24 protein-coding genes are annotated in these 23,654 nt (G+C 40.8%); 17 read left to right on the top strand and 7 right to left on the bottom strand.

Features of this window, described 5'->3' with window-relative positions:
* Position 1: 1 nt before the first annotated feature.
* A complete protein-coding gene (locus L3V38_RS00225) occupies positions 2 to 538 on the bottom strand; it encodes a hypothetical protein (protein ID WP_237118015.1) in 537 nt (178 codons plus the stop codon).
* 1 nt (position 539) lies between these two features.
* Positions 540 to 1,997 (bottom strand): HAMP domain-containing sensor histidine kinase, encoded by a 1,458-nt coding sequence (locus L3V38_RS00220; protein ID WP_237118014.1) that lies wholly within the window; start codon positions 1,995 to 1,997, stop codon positions 540 to 542.
* Positions 1,998 to 2,308: 311 nt separating this feature from the next.
* Here L3V38_RS00220 and L3V38_RS00215 point away from each other — a divergent pair, with 311 nt between their 5' ends.
* From L3V38_RS00215 to L3V38_RS00195, 5 genes are all read left to right on the top strand, one after another.
* Complete coding sequence (locus L3V38_RS00215; RefSeq protein WP_237118013.1) at positions 2,309 to 2,536, top strand: EF-hand domain-containing protein; 228 nt, start codon at positions 2,309 to 2,311, stop codon at positions 2,534 to 2,536.
* Positions 2,537 to 2,545: 9 nt separating this feature from the next.
* Complete coding sequence (locus tag L3V38_RS00210; protein WP_130149576.1) at positions 2,546 to 2,773, top strand: hypothetical protein; 228 nt, start codon at positions 2,546 to 2,548, stop codon at positions 2,771 to 2,773.
* A 100-nt stretch (positions 2,774 to 2,873) separates the two neighbouring features.
* Positions 2,874 to 3,107: an EF-hand domain-containing protein gene (locus L3V38_RS00205; protein WP_130149575.1), complete on the top strand. Its 234-nt coding sequence runs from the start codon at positions 2,874 to 2,876 to the stop codon at positions 3,105 to 3,107.
* Positions 3,108 to 3,113: 6 nt separating this feature from the next.
* Entirely contained in the window at positions 3,114 to 3,347 is a 234-nt protein-coding gene (locus tag L3V38_RS00200; RefSeq protein WP_062569530.1) for an EF-hand domain-containing protein, read from the top strand.
* A 105-nt stretch (positions 3,348 to 3,452) separates the two neighbouring features.
* Positions 3,453 to 5,093, top strand: a complete 1,641-nt coding sequence (locus L3V38_RS00195) for an amidohydrolase (protein WP_237118012.1) — start codon at positions 3,453 to 3,455, stop codon at positions 5,091 to 5,093.
* 7 nt (positions 5,094 to 5,100) lie between these two features.
* Here L3V38_RS00195 and L3V38_RS00190 read toward each other — a convergent pair whose 3' ends face one another.
* Positions 5,101 to 5,331, bottom strand: a complete 231-nt coding sequence (locus L3V38_RS00190; protein WP_062570023.1) for a YgjV family protein — start codon at positions 5,329 to 5,331, stop codon at positions 5,101 to 5,103.
* 267 nt (positions 5,332 to 5,598) lie between these two features.
* Here L3V38_RS00190 and L3V38_RS00185 point away from each other — a divergent pair, with 267 nt between their 5' ends.
* Positions 5,599 to 6,255, top strand: coding sequence for a Crp/Fnr family transcriptional regulator (locus tag L3V38_RS00185; protein WP_062569528.1), 657 nt, complete (start codon positions 5,599 to 5,601; stop codon positions 6,253 to 6,255).
* 37 nt (positions 6,256 to 6,292) lie between these two features.
* On the opposite strand, the gene L3V38_RS00180 is transcribed toward L3V38_RS00185, so the two are convergent.
* Both L3V38_RS00180 and pepB read right to left on the bottom strand, forming a co-directional pair.
* A complete protein-coding gene (locus L3V38_RS00180) occupies positions 6,293 to 6,859 on the bottom strand; it encodes a phosphoribosyltransferase family protein (RefSeq protein WP_130149573.1) in 567 nt (188 codons plus the stop codon).
* 196 nt (positions 6,860 to 7,055) lie between these two features.
* Positions 7,056 to 8,351 (bottom strand): aminopeptidase PepB, encoded by a 1,296-nt coding sequence (gene pepB / locus L3V38_RS00175; protein ID WP_193987735.1) that lies wholly within the window; start codon positions 8,349 to 8,351, stop codon positions 7,056 to 7,058.
* A 161-nt stretch (positions 8,352 to 8,512) separates the two neighbouring features.
* On the opposite strand from pepB, the gene sfsA reads away from it, so the two are divergent.
* A complete protein-coding gene (gene sfsA / locus L3V38_RS00170; RefSeq protein WP_237118011.1) occupies positions 8,513 to 9,232 on the top strand; it encodes a DNA/RNA nuclease SfsA in 720 nt (239 codons plus the stop codon).
* On the opposite strand, the gene L3V38_RS00165 is transcribed toward sfsA, so the two are convergent.
* On the bottom strand, positions 9,222 to 11,771 hold the full coding sequence (locus L3V38_RS00165; RefSeq protein ID WP_237118010.1) for a penicillin acylase family protein: 2,550 nt from the start codon (positions 11,769 to 11,771) through the stop codon (positions 9,222 to 9,224). The genes sfsA and L3V38_RS00165 overlap by 11 nt on opposite strands.
* A 142-nt stretch (positions 11,772 to 11,913) precedes the next feature.
* Here L3V38_RS00165 and L3V38_RS00160 point away from each other — a divergent pair, with 142 nt between their 5' ends.
* The 10 genes from L3V38_RS00160 (at position 11,914) to mdoH (ending at position 22,545) form a co-directional block, all read left to right on the top strand.
* A complete protein-coding gene (locus L3V38_RS00160; protein ID WP_237118009.1) occupies positions 11,914 to 12,903 on the top strand; it encodes an AraC family transcriptional regulator in 990 nt (329 codons plus the stop codon).
* A gap of 214 nt (positions 12,904 to 13,117) precedes the next feature.
* Positions 13,118 to 13,561 carry an RNA polymerase-binding protein DksA gene (gene dksA, locus L3V38_RS00155; protein WP_062569522.1) on the top strand — a complete coding sequence of 148 codons (444 nt, stop codon included), beginning with the start codon at positions 13,118 to 13,120 and terminating at the stop codon, positions 13,559 to 13,561.
* 18 nt (positions 13,562 to 13,579) lie between these two features.
* Positions 13,580 to 14,524, top strand: coding sequence for a tRNA glutamyl-Q(34) synthetase GluQRS (gene gluQRS / locus L3V38_RS00150; RefSeq protein ID WP_237118008.1), 945 nt, complete (start codon positions 13,580 to 13,582; stop codon positions 14,522 to 14,524).
* 293 nt (positions 14,525 to 14,817) lie between these two features.
* Positions 14,818 to 16,107 (top strand): polynucleotide adenylyltransferase PcnB, encoded by a 1,290-nt coding sequence (pcnB, locus tag L3V38_RS00145; protein ID WP_130149567.1) that lies wholly within the window; start codon positions 14,818 to 14,820, stop codon positions 16,105 to 16,107.
* Positions 16,107 to 16,595 carry a 2-amino-4-hydroxy-6-hydroxymethyldihydropteridine diphosphokinase gene (gene folK, locus L3V38_RS00140; RefSeq protein WP_130149644.1) on the top strand — a complete coding sequence of 163 codons (489 nt, stop codon included), beginning with the start codon at positions 16,107 to 16,109 and terminating at the stop codon, positions 16,593 to 16,595. Before pcnB ends, folK begins: the two co-directional genes overlap by 1 nt.
* 29 nt (positions 16,596 to 16,624) lie before the next feature.
* Complete coding sequence (gene panB / locus L3V38_RS00135) at positions 16,625 to 17,419, top strand: 3-methyl-2-oxobutanoate hydroxymethyltransferase (protein WP_130149566.1); 795 nt, start codon at positions 16,625 to 16,627, stop codon at positions 17,417 to 17,419.
* On the top strand, positions 17,420 to 18,271 hold the full coding sequence (gene panC, locus L3V38_RS00130; RefSeq protein ID WP_130149565.1) for a pantoate--beta-alanine ligase: 852 nt from the start codon (positions 17,420 to 17,422) through the stop codon (positions 18,269 to 18,271).
* 56 nt (positions 18,272 to 18,327) lie between these two features.
* Complete coding sequence (locus L3V38_RS00125; protein ID WP_130149564.1) at positions 18,328 to 18,567, top strand: hypothetical protein; 240 nt, start codon at positions 18,328 to 18,330, stop codon at positions 18,565 to 18,567.
* Positions 18,568 to 18,926: 359 nt separating this feature from the next.
* On the top strand, positions 18,927 to 20,591 hold the full coding sequence (locus L3V38_RS00120; RefSeq protein ID WP_237118007.1) for a glucan biosynthesis protein G: 1,665 nt from the start codon (positions 18,927 to 18,929) through the stop codon (positions 20,589 to 20,591).
* Positions 20,563 to 22,545, top strand: coding sequence for a glucans biosynthesis glucosyltransferase MdoH (mdoH, locus tag L3V38_RS00115; RefSeq protein ID WP_237118006.1), 1,983 nt, complete (start codon positions 20,563 to 20,565; stop codon positions 22,543 to 22,545). Before L3V38_RS00120 ends, mdoH begins: the two co-directional genes overlap by 29 nt.
* A gap of 56 nt (positions 22,546 to 22,601) precedes the next feature.
* Here the strand turns inward: mdoH and L3V38_RS00110 are convergent, their stop codons facing one another.
* Positions 22,602 to 23,570, bottom strand: a complete 969-nt coding sequence (locus tag L3V38_RS00110) for a phosphate ABC transporter substrate-binding protein PstS family protein (protein ID WP_130149561.1) — start codon at positions 23,568 to 23,570, stop codon at positions 22,602 to 22,604.
* Positions 23,571 to 23,654: the final 84 nt, after the last annotated feature.

Below are 23,654 nucleotides of genomic sequence, written 5' to 3'. Positions count from 1 at the left end.
CTTACTGCTCCTTAGTCTCTTCGCGAAGAAGAAGTTGCTGCTCAATCGTAGCCAGTGACGACAATGTTTTTTCCATTTTTTCGGTTAATGCTTGCTTTGCTTGTTTCGCTTTTAAATGCTGCTTAACACTTTGCTTTTGAAGCCAAAGGTACTGCTTTATATCATCTGGCCAATAGTAAGCTTGGTCTGTTTTGTCTAGTAAAGCCAACGTTTTTTCTGGATTTGCTTCGCTCTCTAAACACAGTGATTTAAACAACGCTTTGATTTCTTTTTCACCTACATAACTTACTTTTTTATGTGTGCTCTTATAGCCTCCACATTGCTGGGCATGCCAAGCAATAACAATATTTGCAGGTGGATACATCGGCTCACTTTTCGGACGCGGCTTGGGATTAGGCTCTCCCTCTTCGGGTGTTACATGTTTTTTATTAACTACTTGCTGCGCTTGCTCTGTTACGGGCTTAGTTTCTAGCAACGAACAGCCCGAGAGCATTAGTGCAGCAATCATCATAAAACTGGCTTTATTAGCTAAGCCCATATCAGTTAACTCCCTGGGTTAATTGAATTGGTAATATTACGGTAAAACAGCAGCCATGGGGGTCATTGTCTTCGAGCTTTAGCTCACCGTTTAGTTGTTCAACTGTTTCTTTCACAATAGTAAGTCCTAAGCCACTGCCCATCTCAGCTTGGCTTTTGGCATTTTTACCTTGATAAAATGCACCAAAAATAGACATTTTTTCGGATTCATCAACACCAATGCCAAGATCGCTCACCGACACCATAAGCTTACTGTGTTTAAATGTCACCTTAATGGTAACTGCTTCTTTTTCTGGTGAAAATTTTAATGCGTTGGAAATAAGCTGCACTAAAATCATTTCTAATAATTCCGTTGAAATATAAAGAGAGCGGCTAGGTAATTCATTTAACCAAAGCAACGATTGATCTCGCGCTATGAGGCGATGTTCAAAATGTCGCTCTATTTTGCCCATCATCACCGAAAAGTCTAATTCGGTGATGCTCTCCTTACTGGTGCGAATTGCATTATAATTTAAAAGGCTTTCAATCATAATGCGTAACCGCGCCATACTTTGTGTAATAAGCTCTAATACAGCTTGCTGCTCTGCATTGATAGGCCCCACAATTTCATCAGCGAGGAGATCTGTTCCTTCAACCATAGAAGCCAATGGGGTTTTTAATTCATGTGTAACATGGCGTAAGAATGTATCTTTTTGCTGCTCAAGCATATGAAGTTGTGCTTGTACCCATTGTAACTTATTGCCTAACTCAATAAGCTCAGAAGAACCTTTAACAGAAATATTTTGTTGCCAATGACCTTGTCCCAGTTTATCGATAACAGATGTCAATTCGCGTAAACGCCCACTGATCCGCCATAAAAACCCGCCACTCACCAGCAAAGTAATAGGGATCAATGCCAATAGCCAATTTATAAATGACGCTTGTAAGGTTTTTAAATGTTGTTGGTTTTTCGTGATGCGTAATTCATTCTGATCACGTAGCCACACCGTTTGCTCTGCAATCAGTTTACTGGCTGGTGCAAACAGCTCACCATCTTGTTTTTGTTCATGTACCAAGTGTTGCTGAGCAAAACTCAACACATCGGCTAGCTGCTGCCATTGGTTAACGTAATCAGGTGAGGGACTCAAAAAAATTAGTTCATCAATGCTTTGCAAAGATGACTGCCATTTATTTGCAATTAAGGTGTCAAGTGATTCACTTTTCAACACCCAGTTTTGCCTTGTTGCTCTCTCAAGGCTATTTAGGTCCTGCTTAAGACTATTAAATGTTTTGGTTACTAAGTAGTTATCGCTCACTATTTTTTGTGTGACAGCAAGCTGCTTGTTGAGCGCATTTAAAAATAGGATCACAACCAAAGATAAAGGCAATAATGATAAAAGAGTACTAAACACAAATTGCCCGATTAAATTGGGACGCCAATCGAGTAGATGTTTAAACTTATTGCTAGCTTGCCTTTGCATAGGTTTCCTTCAAGGTGTGACAGGTATAAATTATCTATGAGTTAAGTTATACACTGGCTGAATTTTATCTGAAATTCAGCACTATTTTCACTAAAAAATCAATATCGTTGCAATTTGGAGACAAACTAAACAACTGATTTTAAAAGGTTAAATTTAAAAATTTATTTTCCCGTTGCAAAAAAGACACAAAACCATGTAAGAATTTCTACCGACACACGCTAAAAAACACATAACAACATGATAATCAACAACTTTTAACTTTGGCATTGTTTTTGTATTAGAGTAAATAATTAATTTTCTTAGGAATTAAAATGAAGAAATTGGCCCTTACTATGCTGACGGTTGTGTGTTGTATTTCAACAACCACGTATGCCCTTAACTTAAATGATTCTTTTAAAGAACTGGACAAAGACAGTAACGGCACTTTAAGTGAATCAGAGGCATCGGAAGACGCGTTGTTACACGACAACTTTTCACAAATTGATACGAATCAAGATGGCCAAATTTCTTTTTCAGAATTTCAATTGTTTGTTCAATAGGAGATTGTAATGAAACAACTTATTGCCGCTTTCTCGCTGATGTTTTTAGTGATCAGCGCAACCGTTTTAGCATCACAAATGGACGTACGTTTCGCTAAATTTGATACGAATGCCGATGGTGAAATTTCGCTTACAGAAGCCACACAACATGATGACTTACTGAAGCAATTTGCTGATCTAGATAAAAATGACGATCAGGTTTTATCAGAGCAAGAGTTTGAGAAATTCAAACTTTAACGACTTAAAGTGTTTGCCATAATCCCTGAGGGAGTGTGTAAACGGATTTAATTTTGGGAATTAAATTATGGCAAGCACTTTCACTAACAAGGAGCGCAGTATGAAAATAGTCTCAGTTATTTCACTAATCCTTATGACTTTTAGCTTTAATAGCTTTGCATTAGATGTAAAACAACGTTTTAATCATCTCGACAAGAATAAAGATGGCTATTTAAGCCCTGACGAACTTACGCCTCAGCCTCATCTTAAAAAGCGTATAAGTCAGTGGGATACAGATAATGACAAGCGCATATCACTCCTTGAGTTTAAAAATTATTTAACAAGTAAGAGCTAACAAACAATGACAAGATTAACCATCACCAGCTTAGTTTCATGTTTTCTTTTTAGTACTATGAGCTTAGCCTCTGGCAGTATTGGTGAGAAGTTTAAACAACTTGATCGCAATGATGACGGCTACTTAAGTCGCTCTGAATCAGCACGAGACCCAGCACTTTGGTCTCGTTTTCAAAGTTACGATAAAGACAAAGATAACAAGTTATCACTCGCAGAGTTTGAAGTTTACGCTAGCAAATAAATTAAGGGTGTGCCAAGCACCCTTCCCCTGTCATTTTTGTTCAAGTAGTTGCAGTTTATTACAACTCTGATACTGTTTTTATAAATCAATAAAAACAAGACAATTATGAAATTCATCATCGGCTTACTCGCATCAGCATCACTATCCTGTTTTGCAAACACAACGGTTATCTATAACGTCAATGGCTACACACCGACCTATAAAGGGGATACCAAACAGTTTTCAACATTGGTCATCAAAGATGGCAAGGTGGTTAAAACAGGTAATGACTCCTTAAAAGCCAGCTATCCTGATGCAACAGCCTTTGATGGTGAGCAGGCGACTTTGCTACCCGGCCTTATTGATGCCCATGGCCATGTTATTGGCCTTGGTAACAACCTATCGCAACTGGATGTTAGAAATACCCGATCAGTTGATGAGGTCGGAAAGAAGCTCGCAGAATTTGCGAAAGATAAACAAGGCTGGATCATTGGTCGTGGCTGGAACCAAGAGCAATGGCCAGGCGCACAATTTCCTACGGCAGCAGACTTAGACCGCTATGTAAAAGATAAGCCTGTGATACTGTCTCGAGTTGATGGCCATGCAGTGTGGGTTAATTCGAAAGCCATGGCACTTGCTGGTATCGAAAAAGACACTCGCTCTCCTGCCGGTGGTGAAATATTAAAACTGGATTCAGGACTAGCTTCAGGTGTCTTCATTGATAAAGCCGAAACACTAATAACTCAGCATGTACCAAAAGCAAGCCACGCTAGCATTAATACTGCTTTAGATAATGCAGGTAAACATTTGCTTAGCTTAGGCATTACATCAACCCACGATGCGGGTATTGATTATGATACGTGGCAAGTTTACAAAGAACGTGCAGAGCAAGGCACTCTACCGCTGAGAATTGTTGCTATGTTAAGCGCAAGCGACCCGAAACTAGACACCATGTTAAAAGCGGGTCGCTATAAAGATATGCATGACTACATGTCAATTAGAAGCGTAAAAGTATACGCCGATGGTGCGCTAGGGAGCCGTGGTGCTGCATTAATTGATGAATATGCTGATCGTAAAAATTATCATGGCTTAATGCTTGAAACACAACAAAAACTCGAACAGCTTTTCACCTTAAGTTTTGAAAATGGTTTTAGTGCGAATACCCATGCTATTGGTGATAAAGCGAACCATATCGTATTAGATGCCTACGAAAAAGTGTTTAAAAAATCTGGGGGAATTTTATTACGTAACCGTATTGAGCATGCGCAGATTGTTACGCCCGACGATATTGTTCGCTTCAAATCACTAAAAATCATTCCCTCAATGCAACCTGTGCATGCCACGTCTGATATGCATATGGCTGAACAACGCTTGACCGATAAACAGCTTACCGGTGCGTATGCTTGGAAAACATTTTTAGATCAAGGCTCAATTGTGGCTGCGGGTTCTGACTTTCCTGTAGAACTAGCTGACCCATTCGATGGTTTATATTCAGCCATTACTCGCATGGATCACAACCAGTTACCAAAAGGTGGTTGGCGACCAAAAGAACTATTATCGAGAGATGAAGCTTTACGAGCGTTCACTTTAGGCGGCGCTTATGCTGCTCATCAAGAGTTTAAATTAGGCAGTTTAGAGCAAGGTAAATGGGCTGACTTTATTTTAATAAACAAAGACTACTTTACTGTTCCGGTATCACAGATTCATGACATCAAGGTAAAGCAAACATGGATTGGTGGCGAACTAAAATATCAACAAGAAAACTAAATGGTCACTATTTAGCGTCAGTCGATGACTGACGCTTTAATTTAATAATATGGTAGATATTTACAAACGTCAGAAGTCCATTTGTGAATGCAACAGGAATGGCATCAATCGCTATACCGTAACAAGTAAATGCAATACATCCAGCCAAATTAAACCAACGCAGCTTAACCACATCACTCATTGTTAAAGAAGCGACCAACAAGGCAGACGCTAAATAGCCTAAATATTCCCAACTCAATTGTTCTCTCCTAGGCTTTAGGTTAGCATTAGAGCTTGTCATTTTTTTTGACTTACTCATTGCTACTTTAACAATGAAAATAAAAAAGCTAACTTACTAAAAACCTTATTAAAGCACAGTAAATACTTTGCTTAAAATCATTAACACGGGAAATGAAGGTACAAGCAAGGCATGGCCTCGCTAGCAAGTTAGCGTGAATTCTTAGAATCTTAATGCTAGCGTCATTAAGGTGTAATAAATAGGACAATTGTCCGAAGAGCGGCGTTAATGTTTCAATATCATTTTTCAAGTTATCTAGTTGAGCAATTACTTACTTTTGCAGGAAGTCGATACCAACAAGCAAAAAAAGAAGTGCTGATCCATCAAGATCAACCACTGTCTAAACTCGTGTTAGTCAGAAGCGGAACGGTGTCGCTCAGTTATGACGTGGGTAATGGGCGTAGACTATTACTCGGCCAGCTTGATTGTAATAACACCTTAATTGGCGAGATCGAGGCACTAAATAACTTACCTTGTATTTACACCGTGACCTGCTTTAGCGATGTAAGTTATAACTTAATCGAGCTAAAACATTGGCGCTCACTGTTGCTAGAAAAGCCAGAACTCAGCTTGTACACAGCACAAACTATCGCCGCTAAGTTTCAAGAGAATCAGAAAATTAATCTCGATAAACTCCTATTGCCACTGAGTTACAACATAGCAAAAGACTGTTTATTAAGGGCTGAGAATAATAATCCAACACTGCTACGTGCCTACCCTACGGTTAATGCAGAGGCTGAACGCTTCGCAACCACTGAACGTGCTTATCGCCGCGTAGTGACAGAGCTGGTAGAAAAAGGATTGATAGTAAGAAGCAACCAAGGACTTAAGGTTGTTGATATAGAAAAGCTAAGCAACTATGTTGATAGCTTTTCACAATTGTGAGTATGTGCCTACATACTCACTTTATTTAAGTAGCAATTTACTTATTTAATAATAAGTCTTGGATATTTGCTAAGTCTGACTTGCCTTCAATAATTTCATCTGGCGTTAAACCTGATAGCTCATGAGGGAAAACTAACCACTCATCAGACTCATGAATATAATACTCAGGCACCATATCTACTTTTGAGTTTTTAGGCTTGTAATATGGGCAAGCAACACGAATATCGCGTGGCAGATTCAAGCGCATTAATTCAGAAAGTTTTTCTTTTAAAGCGAAAATACTACGTCCAGAGTCAAATACATCATCAACAATCAACAACGAATCATCTGCATTGGCATTTTCGATGATGTAATGCAAACCGTGTACTTTAATTTCTTTTGACTGCTGATTAATACCGTAATAAGACGATGTACGCACAGCAATATGATCTGTCTCTATGCCTTTGTAATCATAGTACTCTTGTACTGCGATACCGATAGGAGCACCACCACGCCAAATACCAATGATGAAATCAGGACGAAAACCATCTTCATAAACTTTTGCAGCAACGCGAAACGAATCTTCAAGTAACTGCTGCGCAGTGATATAGCACTTATCTGACATAAATAGAGACCCCAGTGTGAATTGATCATTCAAGTGTAGTTAATGAAATTTAAACTAACCACCTGATGAGAAAATGTGGGGCGAGATTTTATACTAAATGATGCCAAAAATCTTGTATCAGTTTGTAAATCACATTAAAAAACAAAAAAGCGCCTAATAAAGGCGCTTTTGGTAATTTACTATGCGTAGTACTCAATTAAGCTTTTTCAAGCAACGTTCTAGCAACCGTACGCATACCTTGCGTTGTAGCACCCGCGGCCCACTCACTCGTGCTGCCCATATTAAATGCTGCAGCAAGGTCAATGTGCACCCACCCTTTACCATCGTTAGGAACAAAGCGCGATAAGAAGCCAGCAGCATTTGACGCACCGCCATAACCGCCGCCTTTTTGTGGGCGACTATTTGCTGTATCAGCATAAGGCGATGGGCAGTTTTGTTGGTGCCACTTTTCAAGAGGAAGTGGCCATGCAGCTTCCATTTCTTGCTCTGCAAAATCTTGTACTTCACGCACAAAGTCTTTATCAAGGCCAAATAACGCATTGTACTCTTGACCAACAGCCACAAGTGCAGCCCCTGTTAACGTTGCCGCATCAATGATTAATGGTGCGCCAGTTTCACCCGCAGCCATTAAGCCATCAGCGAGTACTAAACGCCCCTCAGCATCTGTATTAACAATTTCAACTGTTGTGCCATTTTTATAAGTAAGAATATCACCTAATTTATAAGCATGACCTGAAATTAAGTTTTCAGCACAACATAAGAACAGCTTAATGCGTTTATTCACACCACGACTAATAGCAAGCGCTAAACCAGCAGTAACCGTCGCCGCACCGCCCATATCGCACTTCATACCAAGCATGCCCTCGCTTGCTTTAATTGAATAACCACCCGAATCGAATGTGATCCCTTTACCCACAAGAGCAGCATCAACAGGGGCATTGTCGTCGCCCGTTGGGTTGTAATCTAGCTCTAATAATACAGGTGGACGCTCACTACCACGACCTACAGCGTGAATACCTATCCATTGATGTTCTAAAAGTGCATCACCTTTAATGATTTGGTAACTAACGTGCTCAGGCGCTAATGACTGAATAAACTCAGCCGCTTTACCTGCCAAGCTTTCAGGAAAAATATCATCGGCAGTACCATTGATCATTTGGCGAGCCCATGTCGCTGATTTTGTTAATGCAGCCAGTTCATTGCTATCTGTTTTTGCGTTTTCGGCAAACTCAACTGCATCTAAATTTTTTGGCGATACAAAGCCTTGATAAAAAGCCCATTGTGTTTCAGTGCACCAAACATCACCCGTTAGAGCAACATTCTTTAAGCCTTGATTCGCTAACGTACGCGCTGCTTTTTGTACGTTTTTAAGTGTATCTTGCTCAGTTAAATGAACGGTTGCGCCTTGTTCAGTAAAAGAAAGAGAGGCTTTTTCACCCCAATGCGCGGCAGCACCCTGCTCGCTAAGTTGAACTAAAAATTTTTCCGACATGTTAGAATACTCTTTGCGCTGAAAATTGTTTATCGAGTTTACTACAGCGAACGCGACATCCCAACCGCTTGCGATAAATAACCTTTACTAAACAGACTAAGGGTGCATTCTATGTCGCTATTCATTTACAATGAACGAACGCGTTTAATCAAAACAAAATTATGCATTTTTTACCACCTTTACAATCTGCTAAATTGCTCAAACGCTATAAACGTTTTTTAGCGGATCTTGAGCTAGAAACTGGCGAGCAATTTACCGCTCACTGTGCCAATACAGGAAAGATGACTGGTTGTGCTGAGTCTGGGTTTAGCGCTTATTACTCAACCAGTGATAACAAAAAACGAAAATACCCACACTCTTTACAGCTTACTAAAAATCATTTCGGACAGTTAATTTGCGTTAATACCGCAATAGCCAATCAAGTGGTGCATGAAGCATTAACACATAATGTAATAAAAGAGCTTTGCGACTACAGCACAATTCAAGCTGAAGTAAAATATGGGCAAGAGAACAGTCGTATCGATTTTTTACTCACCGCTAATGACAAAGCAAATTGCTACGTTGAAGTAAAATCGGTGACATTACTAAGTGAAGATAACCCTCAATCAGGACAAGGCTATTTTCCCGATGCGCAAACAGTTCGTGGCCAAAAACATATCAGAGAACTTATCGAAATGGTGCAACAAGGGCATCGCGCCGTATTACTTTTTGCTGTGCTACACGAAGGAATTAGCCAAGTCAGTGGTGCCAAGCATATTGATGAAACGTATTGTTCGTTATTAACACAAGCCATTGATTGCGGTGTTGAGGTGTATGCTTATAAAGCTGATATCTCGGCCAGTGCTATTACACTGACCGAGCAAATTCCATTTATTGCTTAGTCATTGAAATATCTATTTCATCAATTAAGTTAAGTGCAATATCAGCCTCTTTGTAAAATAGAGGCCTCAACTTGGCCGTTTGTGAATAATAACGACTTTGATCATCAAAATGCTCTGAACGTGAGTCAGAACTTTGCGACATAGTCAGTAATCCTTTTGCAACCGGCCCATCTTCAGTAAAGTTCATCACAAACATCCAACTTGAACCATAGTTCACTGGGTAACCTTGTGATGATAAATTAGAAGCCAAAGGCTTACCCGTTATTGCATCAGGTAATGTTTGATAGTCTGCATAAGGAATTAATGTAGAACGAGTTAGATTACTTCTGTCAAACCGAAAGACATTGAACCCTCCTTCAACATGCATCGGCCCAGCCCATGGCAATTGTTCACCCGAAGCATGACCACCAGCCAATGATTTTTCGACGAACTGCAAATCCGCTAAAGTATCTGTTAATGAGATACCATTTGACTGTAAATTAAGCATCGCGTGCGCCAATACTTTTAATGCAACTTTGTCTTGGCGTAAAGTATGGGGAGTATTTGCAGGGTCTGTAACATCAAAATTAGTGTATAAATGAGCAGACGGATTAAACAAGTGAGCAAATTCACGAATTAATGCTGCCCCCTGAGTCTCTAAATTCATAGCCCCATTCCAGTTCGATAAAATATCGCAAGCAGGGCTTACATCAACCGCAACATCGCTTGTAATCTGTACAGGTACATCACCTTGTGCCTGACACTGCATAGCAAGATCTGCAAATACAAGTTCGCCTAAATAAATACGGTTGCCTATCAGTGCTTGCTCTAATTCATCAAGAGTGAACTTCGCATCTTCGCCACCTCCATCTTGCAATAGTTTTAGACCCATCCGCGTACGTAATGAGAGTGGTTTATGAACGTCACCATACTGAGCCGCAAAGCCAACAAGTGGCTCGTTTAGGTTTGTAACCCAATAACTATCATTTGAATTTTGTACATAGTCGGTGCGGGTAAGCTGAGGAGCTTCGGTAAATGGCACCTTACCCTGACTTTCAAATAGCTTCATATTTCCAGGCACTAAATCAAATCCAGTTGATTCTCTTAAGGCCACAAGTTCAGGTTGCAGACGGATGGCTAAATTGGCTGTGTCATCTAATTTGAGAACGGTACTGTCATCCACATAAAATACATTCCCTGCTTTATCTGCCGCCATGGTGTTGTTGAATGACACCCCATCAAACTTAGCGAACGACTCTTTCATATCATCAAGACTCACCGCCTGATTAAGCGCAGACCACTGAGCAACCACATCCATGTTAAATTCATTCGCATCTTTAATCGTAAATGCTTGGCTATCATTCCAGCCTAAACCATTAGCGGCGGGTGTTTCCAACATCAAACCATGGTGGCTGTAATAAAATGGTTTTTGAAGCTCAATGGTCGTGTTGGGGCCAATGGCAACCTCAACTGAAATTGTTTTACTGGTTATCGTATGCTGCTCATCTTCAACACGGTAACTCATACGATCATCTTCATTTAATGCCAGTTGATAAATTAAAAAGTGACGTGCTGTTGAGAAGGTATGTGTCCATGCAACATGTTCATTAAAACCGATATTAATCACCCCCGGCATACCCTGCAAACTCCCTCCCATCACATTCATTGCACCGGGTACGGTTAAATGTGACTGCCAAAAACGTAGATTTCCTTCATGGGGAAAGTGAGGGTTTGCTAATAATCCACCTTTGCCATTGGCCATCATCTCTTTACCCAAACCCCAACCATTAGAACCTAAATGCTTAAATTTTTTGTCTAATTTAAATTGCTTTGCTTGTTGATTGACATTTTTAACCAAACTGGAAACAGCACTTGGCGCATTGCTACTTGGCACAGGCAAATACTCATCACCGTCACCAGGATTTGCAAAAAATGCGAGCTCTAAAAAGTTTGCTGAACTTGCCAACTGCACAGTTGCCATTGAATATGCCAGCATATCTTGTGCGGTTAAGCTTATCACCCAAGGTGCTGACGCACATTCAGGCGCTAGATTCGCAGCCCCAGTGTCATTGACATATTTATTAAAGCCTTGCACAAATCCCTCAAAGTGAGCACGGCTGGTTTCATCCAGCTCACCATAATGCTGTAATGCGTATTCATTAACCCCTAATGCTTTGTAACCAAAATCAGAAATTAAGTGTTTAGAGTCGCCGCTACCTGCGACTTGGTCAGGGCCATAATATTTGGCACGTTCGCCGCGAGTTTTAATGATTTGATCCATCAATAAACAAGCATGATCTTTGGCATATGCATAGCCACTACCAAATGCCAAGCTCTCAAGGTTTGTTGCCGTAATATGCGGCACACCGTAACTTGTCCAACGGATATTGGCCTCAAGTACACTATTTTCGGCAAAGTTCGGAATAGCCACCTTTACAACCTCTTCAGGTTCTGGGGTTGTCGTGACAGGTGGTTCTGTAACATCATTATTGCTATCAGAATTGCAACCTACAGTGAGTAATGCTGCGGCAATACTGAATACTAAAGGGTGGAGTTTCATTGTGCATCCTTATTATGGTTATTGTATCCATTGACCAGCTTGCCTTAATTAATTCACTAAATCTTGACTCTCTACGCAATATATTGACTTTGCGCGCCAACTCATGCAGCTTAATATTTCTAATAATAAAAAATGAAATCCTATGTTTTATGTCAGTAGTCAAATAATTCGCTCGTTGTTCTATTTTCTTCAGCGTCAAGGACTTGAATCAGAAAAGCTAAACTCATTACTGGCAGGGCGAGCTCATTATTTAGATGATACTTGCTATCGGTTCCCTGTTTCTGACTATGAATCGTTAATGTGCTTTGCAGATACTCAGCTTAGTAAAGAGCATATTGGCCTGTTATTTGGCCAATCTCTGAAGGCACAAAATTGGGGATTACTTGGTCATGTTGCACTTGTCAGTCAAAACCTTGAAAAAGCACTACAGCACGCGCAAAAGCTAAATTCTTTAGTGAGAAATATTGGCCAAATTGAATTAGTACATAAAAACCAACAATGCCGACTTAGCTGGCATGCAAAAGAGACAATAAATCACTACATGGTTGATGAGTTATTCAGTAGCTGGTTATCCTTTGCTAAGCATTGCTGCCAGCAAAACGCAGAGCTTGCACTCGAAAAGGTACAGCTTACCAGAAAGCCTCCTTCACCTTTGTGTATGCAAACTTATCAACATACTTTTAATTGCCCTATCGAGTTTAATGCTGCCATAAACTGCCTGATTTTTGATGAGAAACTTCTTAGCAGCCCTTTACTGTCTCCTAACCCAGAGCTTGAGCAGATTTTACTCTCTCAAGCAGGTGACGTTACCCCGCATACTGATTACATTAACGAATTAAATGCATTTATCGCCAGCCAATTCCCCTATATTCCAACAGTTGAACAAGCAGCACATCAACTTGGCTTTAAAAAGCGCACCTTACAACGTTACTTAACTCACCAACAATTAAGCTTTTCAAAAATAATTGACATACAAAGGAAGCAGCACGCAAAACAAATGCTACTACAAGGTTTTTCAGTGCTTGAAGTCAGCAATAAGTTAGGGTTTTCAGAACAAAGCGCGCTACAAAGAGCATTTAAGCGCTGGTATCAAACAACACCAAAGAAGTTTTTAAACGAACATAGTTTTTAAGTTGTATTATTTTTTTTTGCCCATATTACTAGGCAAGTTTATAAAAAATTGACTAGCAGCAAGCGTTAATCAAACCAAGTAATTACTTTTTCATTCACTTCTTGGTTTAGGCACACAGGATTAATTAAAAATAAATTTGCCTCAACCTGTCGTTTCTGCTATTTATAGCCGCCGGCTAACGCTGGGCAATATATTAAGGATTTAGGAGAAAGTTATGCCAGACCAAAAAAGACTAGGGTTATTGGCTCAGGCCGGGTTAGAGCCGTATCAGGAACAGCCAGGTGAAGAGTATATGAATGATGCACAACGTGCTCATTTCAAAAAAATTTTAGAAGCTTGGCGTAACGATTTACGTAACGAAGTAGACCGTACTAAATCGCACATGCAAGATGAAGCTGCTAACTTTCCAGATCCAGTTGATCGCGCTGCACAAGAAGAAGAATTTTCATTAGAGCTTCGTACTCGTGACCGTGAGCGTAAACTGATCAAGAAAATTGAAAAAACAATTCAATTAATCAAAGAAGATGACTTTGGTTTCTGTGAATCATGTGGTATCGAGATTGGCATTCGTCGTTTAGAAGCACGTCCAACTGCTGATCTATGTGTTGACTGCAAAACACTTGCAGAAATAAAAGAAAAACAATCAGGCCGCGGTTAATTATTTTTAAATTAACCCATGTCTACCACAGCCGTTAATACGCAAGCGCGTATATATCGTGGCCGTTTTGCGCCATCCCCGTCTGGGCCCTTACACTTTGGCTCATTAATAGCGGCTGTGGGAAGTTTTCTTGATGCGAAAGTTAATCAGGGTAAATGGTTAGTTCGTATTGAAGATATTGACACAACACGTGTTGTCCCTGGCGCTAGTGATGATATTTTACGTACATTAGAAGCTTATGGTCTGCATTGGGATGAACGTGTCATCTACCAAACTAACCGCCTACAAGAATATCAATCCGTCTTGGAGCAACTTATTGCTCAAGGTTTAGTTTATGCTTGCCATTGTACCCGCAAACAAGTTAAAGCAATGGGTGGTATATACCAAGGCCAGTGTAAGTTAAAAGGTCATTCCTTCGTAAATTCGGCACTTCGATTATCCCAGCAATTTGCCACTAGCCACTACAGCGATCTCATTCAGGGAAAGGTAGAAGTTGACCAAGCTTTAGCCAAAGAAGATTACCTTATCAAGCGTAGTGACGGTTTATTTGCTTATCAACTAGTTGTTGTGGTCGATGATATTGCTCAAAATATTAGTCATGTTGTGCGTGGTGCCGACTTATTAGAACCCACGGCACGACAACTTAGTTTATTTAAACAACTTAACCAAACAGCACCACAATACGCTCACCTGCCCTTAGCAGTGGCAAAGCCGGGCTTTAAATTATCAAAACAAAATTATGCCCCTGCCATTTCAAAAACAGCACCTAAGCCTGCGCTTTTTGATGCCTTTCGCTTTTTAGGCTTAAACCCCGAAGCTGCGCTTTTGTCTGCAACGGTCGAAGAAATGCTAAAATGGGCTGTTGCGGCCTACCATCTTGAATGTGTTCCCAAAGTAAAAGAGATTCAAGTAAGTGAGGATCCACATTCATCTTTTAGTAAATTTCAATCCATCACAAAATAAATTGCCAATTTAAAAGGTCGAGTAACTTAATTTTTATGCCACGCTGGTATATGATAGCGACCCAAAGTGTGCGATTCATCAGCACCTTAATTTAGCGCCATTTTAAACACACTGATTACACGTCAATCTCACACCGACGAAGTGAAAAAACAAACGCTATACTTGATGAGTTGCAAAGACCATGTCGTAGGAGACAGATTATTATTTCCAAGCTTTTTCAATTTTGTCGGCAAATTATTGGCCCAAATGCCACTGACACACACAATGCCGTACAAGCCAGCGAATTGCCTTTGGTGATCGAACGTAGTGAACATGGGATTTCACGTAAACAATTTAGCCCAAATGCAATCAAAGTATTGTACCGCTTAAAAGAAGGTGGCTTTGATGCTTACCTTGTAGGTGGTTGTATTCGAGATATATTGTTAGGTCAACAACCAAAAGATTTTGACGTAGTAACCAATGCAACACCTGAGCAAATCAAAAAACTGTTTCGAAATTGCAGACTGATTGGCCGACGCTTCCGTTTGGCGCATATAGTATTTGGTCGTGAGATTATCGAAGTCGCGACCATGCGTGGACACCACGAAGCCGACGAAGTTAAAAATCAAATTAGTCAATCAAGCGAACATGGCCAACTGCTGCGTGATAATGTGTACGGGAGCATTGAAGAAGACGCCGAGCGCCGCGACTTTTCTATCAATGCCCTCTACTACTCAATTAATGATTTTTGTATTTATGATTACGCCAACGGCATTAGCGCAATTAAAGCGAAGCAAATTGAGTTAATTGGCGACCCAGAAACACGCTACAGAGAAGACCCTGTACGTATGCTGCGCGCTGTTCGCTTCGCCACTAAATTAGGGATGAGTATTGCGCCTGCAACCGAAAAACCTATTGCAGGACTGGCTAATTTATTAGACCACATTCCACCAGCGCGTTTATTTGAAGAGTCACTCAAGCTATTCTTAAATGGCAAAGCTGAAGAAAACTTCATTATGCTACGCCAATATGGTTTATTTAAAGCACTGTTTCCAGCACTTGATAAAATCTTAGATGCCAATCCTAATGGCCTTGAACATGCGTTTATCCTGCAAATGTTTAAAAACACCGATAAGCGTATTAATGCAGATAAAAAAGTCACGCCGGCCTTTATTTTTGCAGCTTTGCTGTGGTTCCCATTACTGAGCATTGCTAAAAAATTACAACAGCGCGATCAACTGTCAGAGTATGATGCATTTGCACAAGCGATGAACAAAGTACTGAGTGAAAACGCCCAGCATGTAGCTGTACCAAAACGCTTCACGCTCGGTGCTCGCGATATTTGGCATATTCAACAACGCCTTGATAAACGGGGTGGACAACGTGCTTACCGACTAACTCAACAACCACGTTTTAAAGCTGCATATGACTTTTTACTATTACGTGTTCAAGCAGGTGAAACTGAACTTCAAGAGCTTGCTAACTGGTGGACAAACTATTTAGGACAAGACATTAATGGCCAAAAAGAAATGGTCAAAGCGCTTGGTCATCAAGGTGGTCCAAAACGTCGCCGCCGTCCACGTAAGAAAAAAACAGAGCAATGATGAATCAAGTTTACTTAGGTTTAGGTGCTAACTTAAATGCACCACGAGAACAAATACACCGCGCTATCACTGAGTTAAAAGCACACTCAGATATCGAGTTTATAAGTGCCTCTCATGATTACGCGAGTAAACCTATGGGTCCACAAGACCAGCCTGATTATGTTAATGCTGTAGTATGCATAAAAACAAAGCTAGCCCCAGAACAACTACTCGATTTAACACAAAGTATAGAACTTAAGCACGGTCGTGTTCGAAAAGAGCAACGTTGGGGCCCGCGAACTCTTGATATTGATATTCTTTTATTTGGCGACCAAGTAATTGATACACCTCGTTTGACTGTGCCGCATTATGGCTTAACAGAGCGAGAATTTGTTGTGTATCCACTATTAGAAATAGCGCCAACATTGCTATTACCAAATAGCCAACCACTTGCTGATATAAAAAACACGTTGCCCTTAAACGATTTACAACAACTCCCTCAGCAGTAATTAACCAAGGCAAAGCCTCAGAGGAAATTATGTCTAAAATTACCGTTTCTACACTTAATAAAATGAAACAAGAACAACAAAAAATCACGGCATTGACAGCCTACGACGCCAGTTTTGCCAAATTGTTTCATGATAATGGCGTCGAGGTGATTTTAGTGGGTGATTCACTGGGTATGGTATTACAAGGTAACGACGACACCCTTGCCGTCACCAATACTGATATTGCCTACCATACCCGTTGTGTGCGTGCAGGCAGCCGCGAATTATTCGTTATTGCTGATTTACCGTTTATGACATATGCCAACCCAACAGACGCTTGTAACAACGCAGCTGAGCTAATGCGTGCGGGTGCAAATATGATTAAGCTTGAAGGTGGTGAATGGTTGCATGACAGCATTCGCGCCATGACTCAGCAAGGCATTCCTGTATGTGGTCACTTAGGCTTAACACCGCAATCAGTGCATGTGTTTGGCGGCTTTAAAATTCAAGGTCGTGAGCAATCTCAAGCAGATAAAATGGTTAGTGATGCAAAAGCGCTTGAAGCTGCGGGGGCGCAATTGCTCGTTTTAGAGTGTATTCCGAGTGAACTGGCTAAGCGTATTACTGATGAACTAAACATTCCAACCATCGGCATAGGTGCAGGCAATAAAACTGACGGGCAAATCTTAGTAATGCACGACTTAGTAGGCATTTCAGCCGGTTACATTCCTAAGTTTTCAAAAAACTTCTTATTAGAGACGGGCAATATGCCTGCAGCTGTTCAAAAGTATTGTGAAGATGTAAAAAGTGGTGCTTTCCCAAGTACCGAACATGAGTTTAAATAAATGCAGTCAATCACCGAAATTAAATCGTTACGTAGTCAGATCAAAGCTTGGCGTCAAGCGGGCCTGAGCATTGCGCTTGTGCCAACTATGGGCAACTTGCACCAAGGCCACTTTTCGCTAGTTGAAAAAGCAAAAACATTAGCTGATAAGGTTGTGGTCAGTATTTTTGTTAACCCAATGCAGTTTGGCGCTAACGAAGATCTTGATAACTACCCAAGAACACTAAGTGCGGATAAGCAGGGGTTAGCCGATTTAAATACTGATATCGTTTTCACCCCATCTGTGGAAACCATTTATCCTAATGGCTTAGGTGAACAAAGCTTTGTCGATGTGCCAGGCGTATCTATGGGCTATTGTGGAGGCTCTCGCCCTGGACACTTTAAAGGTGTTGCAACGGTTGTCACTAAATTATTTAACCTTGTTCAACCTGATTTTGCCTGCTTTGGTGAAAAAGACTTTCAACAACTGCAAGTCATAAAAACCATGACGCGTGATTTATCTATACCCGTTGAAATTATTGGCGTTCCTACATGCCGTGAAATTTCAGGCCTTGCCATGAGCTCTCGTAATGGTTATTTATCTGATGAGCAAAAAGACACTGCAAAAGTGCTGTTTGCCACGTTAAATAATACAGCAACGGCACTCAAACAAGGCAGCGTAGACATCGCAACACTTGAGGTAGAAGCAAAAGCACAGCTTGAAGCAGCAGGGTTAAAACCTGACTACTATGCAATTGCCGAGCGCTCAACGCTAAAAGCTGCAACAAGCGAGGATAAACAACTCGTTATTTTAGCAGCAGCCTATTTAGGTACAGTGCGTTTAATTGATAATTTGCAAGTTGAGCTGGATTAAATACGCTTAATCTGGGTAAGATGGATTTAAAAGAACACAATATACTAGGGATCAGCATGAAAAAACTACCTGCAATTACAGCATCATTGTTCGCTTTGACGCTATTATCAGCTTGCTCAAATAAAATCGAAAACCCAGAAATGCAACAATGCGCACAACAGAATTATCAATGTGAAAGCAGTTGTGAACAACAAAGTACCGCAGATGGACTAGTCCATAAAGTATGTAGTAATAAATGTATTGAAGCTTACAATCAGTGTAAAGCGAATGCAGAAAAGCTTGGTGATGTACAATAGCTCACCTTTTTAGACACTGATTACCTTTACAATCAGTGTCTTACTCTCAAAAACTTCCTCGGTTACAATTTTTTAACCCAAATTAAGCGTCTGCTAATTTTGTTCATATTTTTGCTCATCCTTTAAGCTATTCATATTAGAGCAAGCTTTCGTTCATTAAACTTATCCATATTAGTGACGAACTGGTTAGCTAACAGTGTAATTATTTCCCACTAATCCCAAAATTACTTCTTACATTAGCAGTACCAACAAAAAAATCATTGATAAACAAGTGTTTATTTTAGGTCCGCTTTTTGCTGAGAACATTAATGCAATTACAACAGCTCGACGTGATTATTTTAAGGCTAAAGGAAAACAGAATGAAACCAGAAACCCAGATTAAGCTCTTCAGTGCATTTAAAAAGAAGACCTACTTGGGCGTATTATTAGCCATCTGTGCAGGCAATGCATACGCTACTGAAGAACAAACTCAACCACAAGCAACCAAAGCAGAGGAAGCGGTTGTTGAGCAAAAGCCTGCGATGATTACTATCCCACAAGAAAAGCTATTTGAAGTTATCACTGCACGTGCGAAAAAATTAGCTTCAGAGCCTTATGTTGCACCTAAAGATTTAGAACTTGAAGCTTTAACAAGTATTGGTTATCAAGATTATCGCGCAATTCGTTTTCGTACTGAACAAGCTATTTGGAAAGATGAAAGCCTTTATGAAATCCAATTATTTCACCCAGGTTTTTTATATAAATCACCTGTTGCGATCAATACCCTAGAAAAAAATGCCGAAGTTAAAAGCTTGCCATTTAAAACGGATTATTACCGCTACGACGCAACGGCAGCCCCTTTAGAGCAAGAAATCAGTAAAGCCACAGAAAATGCGCAGTTAGGTCATGCCGGTTTTCGCCTACACTTTCCTTTGAATAACAATGAGTACAAAGATGAAGTCGCTGTTTTTCAAGGCGCATCTTACTTTCGTCTAGTTGGCCCACATCAGGTATACGGTATTTCAGCGCGAGGCTTAGCGATTGATACGGCCTTAAGTTCAGGCGAAGAGTTTCCTGTTTTTAAAGAGTTCTGGCTAGTTAAACCCGCGCCAGAGGACACGACTATCGTACTTTATGCGCTTTTGGATAGCCCTTCAGTTGCAGGAGCATATCGCTTTGAGCTTACTCCTTCAACCAATACTGAAGTAAAAACCGAGATGCAAATTTTTGCTCGTAAAGATATTAAAAAGTTAGGTATTGCACCGCTTACAAGTATGTTTTATCACGGTGAAAACAGTACCAAGTTCTTTGATGACTACCGCCCAGAAGTTCATGACTCAGATGGCTTATTAATGCAATCAGCACAAGGTCAATGGGTATGGCGTGCACTTAATAATCCGAAAAAACTGAGCGTAACCTCTTTTAGTTATGATAGCCCGAAAGGCTTTGGACTCGCGCAGCGTGACCGTGACTTTAACAATTACTTAGACACAGAGGCGCACTACCACAATCGCCCTAGCATGTGGATTGAACCTATCAATGATTGGGGCAAAGGACGTGTAGAGCTTGTTGAAATTCCGACAGACACCGAAACTAACGACAACATTGTTAGCTACTGGGTACCAGAGCAAGCTATGAAGGCTGGCGATAATTTAAGCTTCAGCTATAAGCTATCAACCTTCAATGCAACCCTTGCAACGCAAGATAAAGCGAGTGTGCTAAGAACCCGCATAGGTAGCGCGGCATTACCTGGTGAGAAGAATCCACCGCCTAAAAGTCATCGCCAATTCACCGTCGACTTTAGTGGCGAAAATATTAACCAATTGTCTGCAAACTTCGCTCTAATGGCTGATTTAAATATTTCAGCTGGCCAAATCAGCGATAAAACAGTGCAGCAATTACCAAATAATCAAGGATGGCGCGTAGCATTTAAGGTGGCGCCTGAGGGAGATAAGCCCGTTGATATGCGCTTATCGCTAAAACTACGTGACAAAGAAATTAGCGAGGTATGGAGCTATGTCTGGTATCCAAATGACGTCCAATAGTAAAAAACTAACTGCAACTGCAATGCCGTTTAAAAAGACACGTGCTTGGCTTTTTACGTGCCTAGCACTGGCCATAACAGCGTATGGCGTGTGGATCATGTTCGATATTTTAAATTCAAACGGCATGACATTACTTGAGTACGCATTATTAGCATTATTCTCTGTAACCTTTGCATGGATTGTTACTGCCTTTTGTAGCGGTTGTATGGGCTTTATTTTACAGCTTCTACGCATTGACCCATTAACATTGAAACGTCAAAAACCAATCGATGTAAATGCTGATGCTATTGCCCAAACGAAAACAGCCATCGTTATGCCTGTTTATAATGAAGATACAGAGCGTGTTATTGCAGGCTTTGAAGTGAGCCTTCGCTCGCTTGAAAAAACAGGTCAAATGCCACATTTCGATTTTTATTTACTCAGCGATACGCAAGATCCAGACATTGCCCGCAATGAGCTAAAAGCATGGAATGCATTTACAACGCGCTTGGGTGATTTAGCGAAACACACATTTTATCGTCGCCGTGAAGATAACAAGCATCGTAAAGTAGGTAACTTAACTGACTTTTGTGAGCGTTGGGGTAGCCAATACGAACATATGATAGTACTTGATGCTGACAGCATCATGACGGGTCAATGTATGCTTGAGCTAACATCAAGCATGATCAATAACCCTAACACAGGTCTTATCCAAACGATTCCGATTCCGGTTCGCCAAGATACTTTTTTCGGTCGCTTTTTACAGTTTGCATCAATCTTATATAGCCCAATGCTCGCGACGGGGTCTGCTTTTTGGCAAACAAATCAAGCTAATTACTGGGGACACAATGCGATTATTCGCGTAGAAGCCTTTACACAATGCTGTGGCCTTCCAGTGTTAAAAGGTAATGCGCCTTTTGGCGGTGAGATTTTAAGCCATGACTTTGTGGAGGCATCACTGTTACACCGCAGTGGCTGGGATGTGCTATTACTAAGCGACGTTGAAGGTAGTTACGAAGAAGTACCCAGTAATATCTTAGACTACGCAATTCGTGATAGACGCTGGGTACAAGGTAATATTCAACACTTAGGCCTGCTCCCTAAGTCGGGCTTGAAGCTGATGAGTAAAATGCACTTTTTATTTGGTGCTACGGCCTATATTTCATCATTAATTTGGCTATCAATGTTGGCATTAAGCACCTTAGATGCGGTAACACGTGCTGTAAACAGTGATGTGTATTTCAACCATGCGTACCAGCTTTTCCCAACATGGCAAATAGCAAAAACTGAATTAATTGACTCGTTATTATTCATCACAATTGGTTTGCTGTTACTGCCGAAGCTACTAGGTATCATTGTCACACTCGTACACCGCAATAAAGCATTTGGTGGCACAATGAAACTCGTTGCTGGCGCACTCATTGAAACTGTATTTGCCATTATCATCGCGCCACTTATGATGGTGTTTCATAGCTACTTTGTAGTGTGTGTATTTCTTGGCAAAAAAGTAAGCTGGGATGCACAACCACGTGAGGGACGTATGGTGCCGTGGAAAGAAGCAATTGGCTATACATTATTCTCTACGATTACTGCGTTTATTTGGGGCGGTGTTGCGTATTACTACACACCGACTTTCTTTTGGTGGTTATCGCCTATTTTAGTCGGTCTAATTTTAGCTGCACCAATTGTTCGATACTCAAGCAGTATAGGTCTTGGTGTTAAAATGCGCAAAATGGGGATTTTCCTTTGCCCTAGCGAGGTAATTGATGATGATACTCTCGCAGCACTGCGTGTTCATCAGCAAGAGATTGCCTTACCTGAGGACTCACAGGCAAGTTTTGATGTGCCAGCTTTACCTGACGAGTCACCAACGGTCATGCCTATTCAAAGCTTTAAGGCACCTTCAGGTAAAAAGCGTAAGCAAGTTCGCCGCGCACAACAGCGGCTAAAAGCAAAACTACTCGCTAAGCTCTAAACTGAAGACGAAAAAAAACCGCTCACTGAGCGGTTTTTTACTATGTCTGTTGGTTGTTACAGAAGGCCTAGCTTTTTAAGTTCAGCCATTGCCATTTTGCCTGAAAGTGGCACATAACCATCTTTCTCAACAATTTTTTGACCATCTACAGAAAGAACCATTTTTAAGAACTCTGCATCAATAGGTGCAAGTGGCTTGTTAGGGTGCTTGTTCACATAAACATACAAGAAACGAGATAATGGGTATTTACCAGTAGCAACGTTTTCTAGGGTTGCGTCAACAAAGTTAGACCCTTTTTTCGCCAAGGGTACTGTACGTACACCTGATGTTTTATAACCGATACCTGAATAACCAATCGCGTTTAGTGACGATGAAATTGATTGTACTACAGAGGCAGAACCTGGTTGCTCATTCACATTGTTACGGAAATCACCTTTACACAGTGCTTTCTTTTTGAAGTAACCGTAAGTACCTGATACTGAGTTACGACCATAAAGTTGGATGTCTTTAGCAGCCCAGTCACCCGTTAAACCTACATCACTCCAACGGTTTGCTTGTGCGTCAGCACCACATTTACGAGTAGAAGAGAAAATCGCATCAACTTGGTCAATTCGTAAACCTTCAATAGGGTTATCTTTGTGTACAAAAACAGCAAGGGCATCGATTGCTACGCGTACTTCAGTAGGCTTATAACCGTAACGCTTTTCGAATGCTTCAATTTCTTTTGACTTCATACGACGGCTCATTGGGCCAAAGTTTGCTGTACCTTCAGTCAGTGCTGGAGGCGCAGTTGAAGAACCCGCAGCCTGAATTTGAATGTTTACGTTTGGATAGAAGCGCTTGTACTCTTCAGCCCAGAACGTCATCATGTTTGCAAGTGTGTCAGAGCCTACAGATGAGAAGTTACCCGAAATACCACTTGTCTTAGTGTATTCAGGCATATCTTTATCAACTGCAGCTGCTTGAGCTGATACAAATGTTGTTACAGCCACACCCATTGCGGCAACGAGGTTTTTGAATTTCATAGGGGTTACTCCGATTTGTTCGTCCCATTTCCTAACTGCCACCTACTTTAATTACACAAGATGACAGTTAGATTACCCTAAAAT

This window comes from Pseudoalteromonas sp. L1, assembly GCF_021728095.1.
Lineage (GTDB): Bacteria > Pseudomonadota > Gammaproteobacteria > Enterobacterales > Alteromonadaceae > Pseudoalteromonas.
The sequence above is the reverse complement of the archived record's forward strand: the minus strand, read 5'-3'. Positions and strand labels throughout refer to the sequence as shown.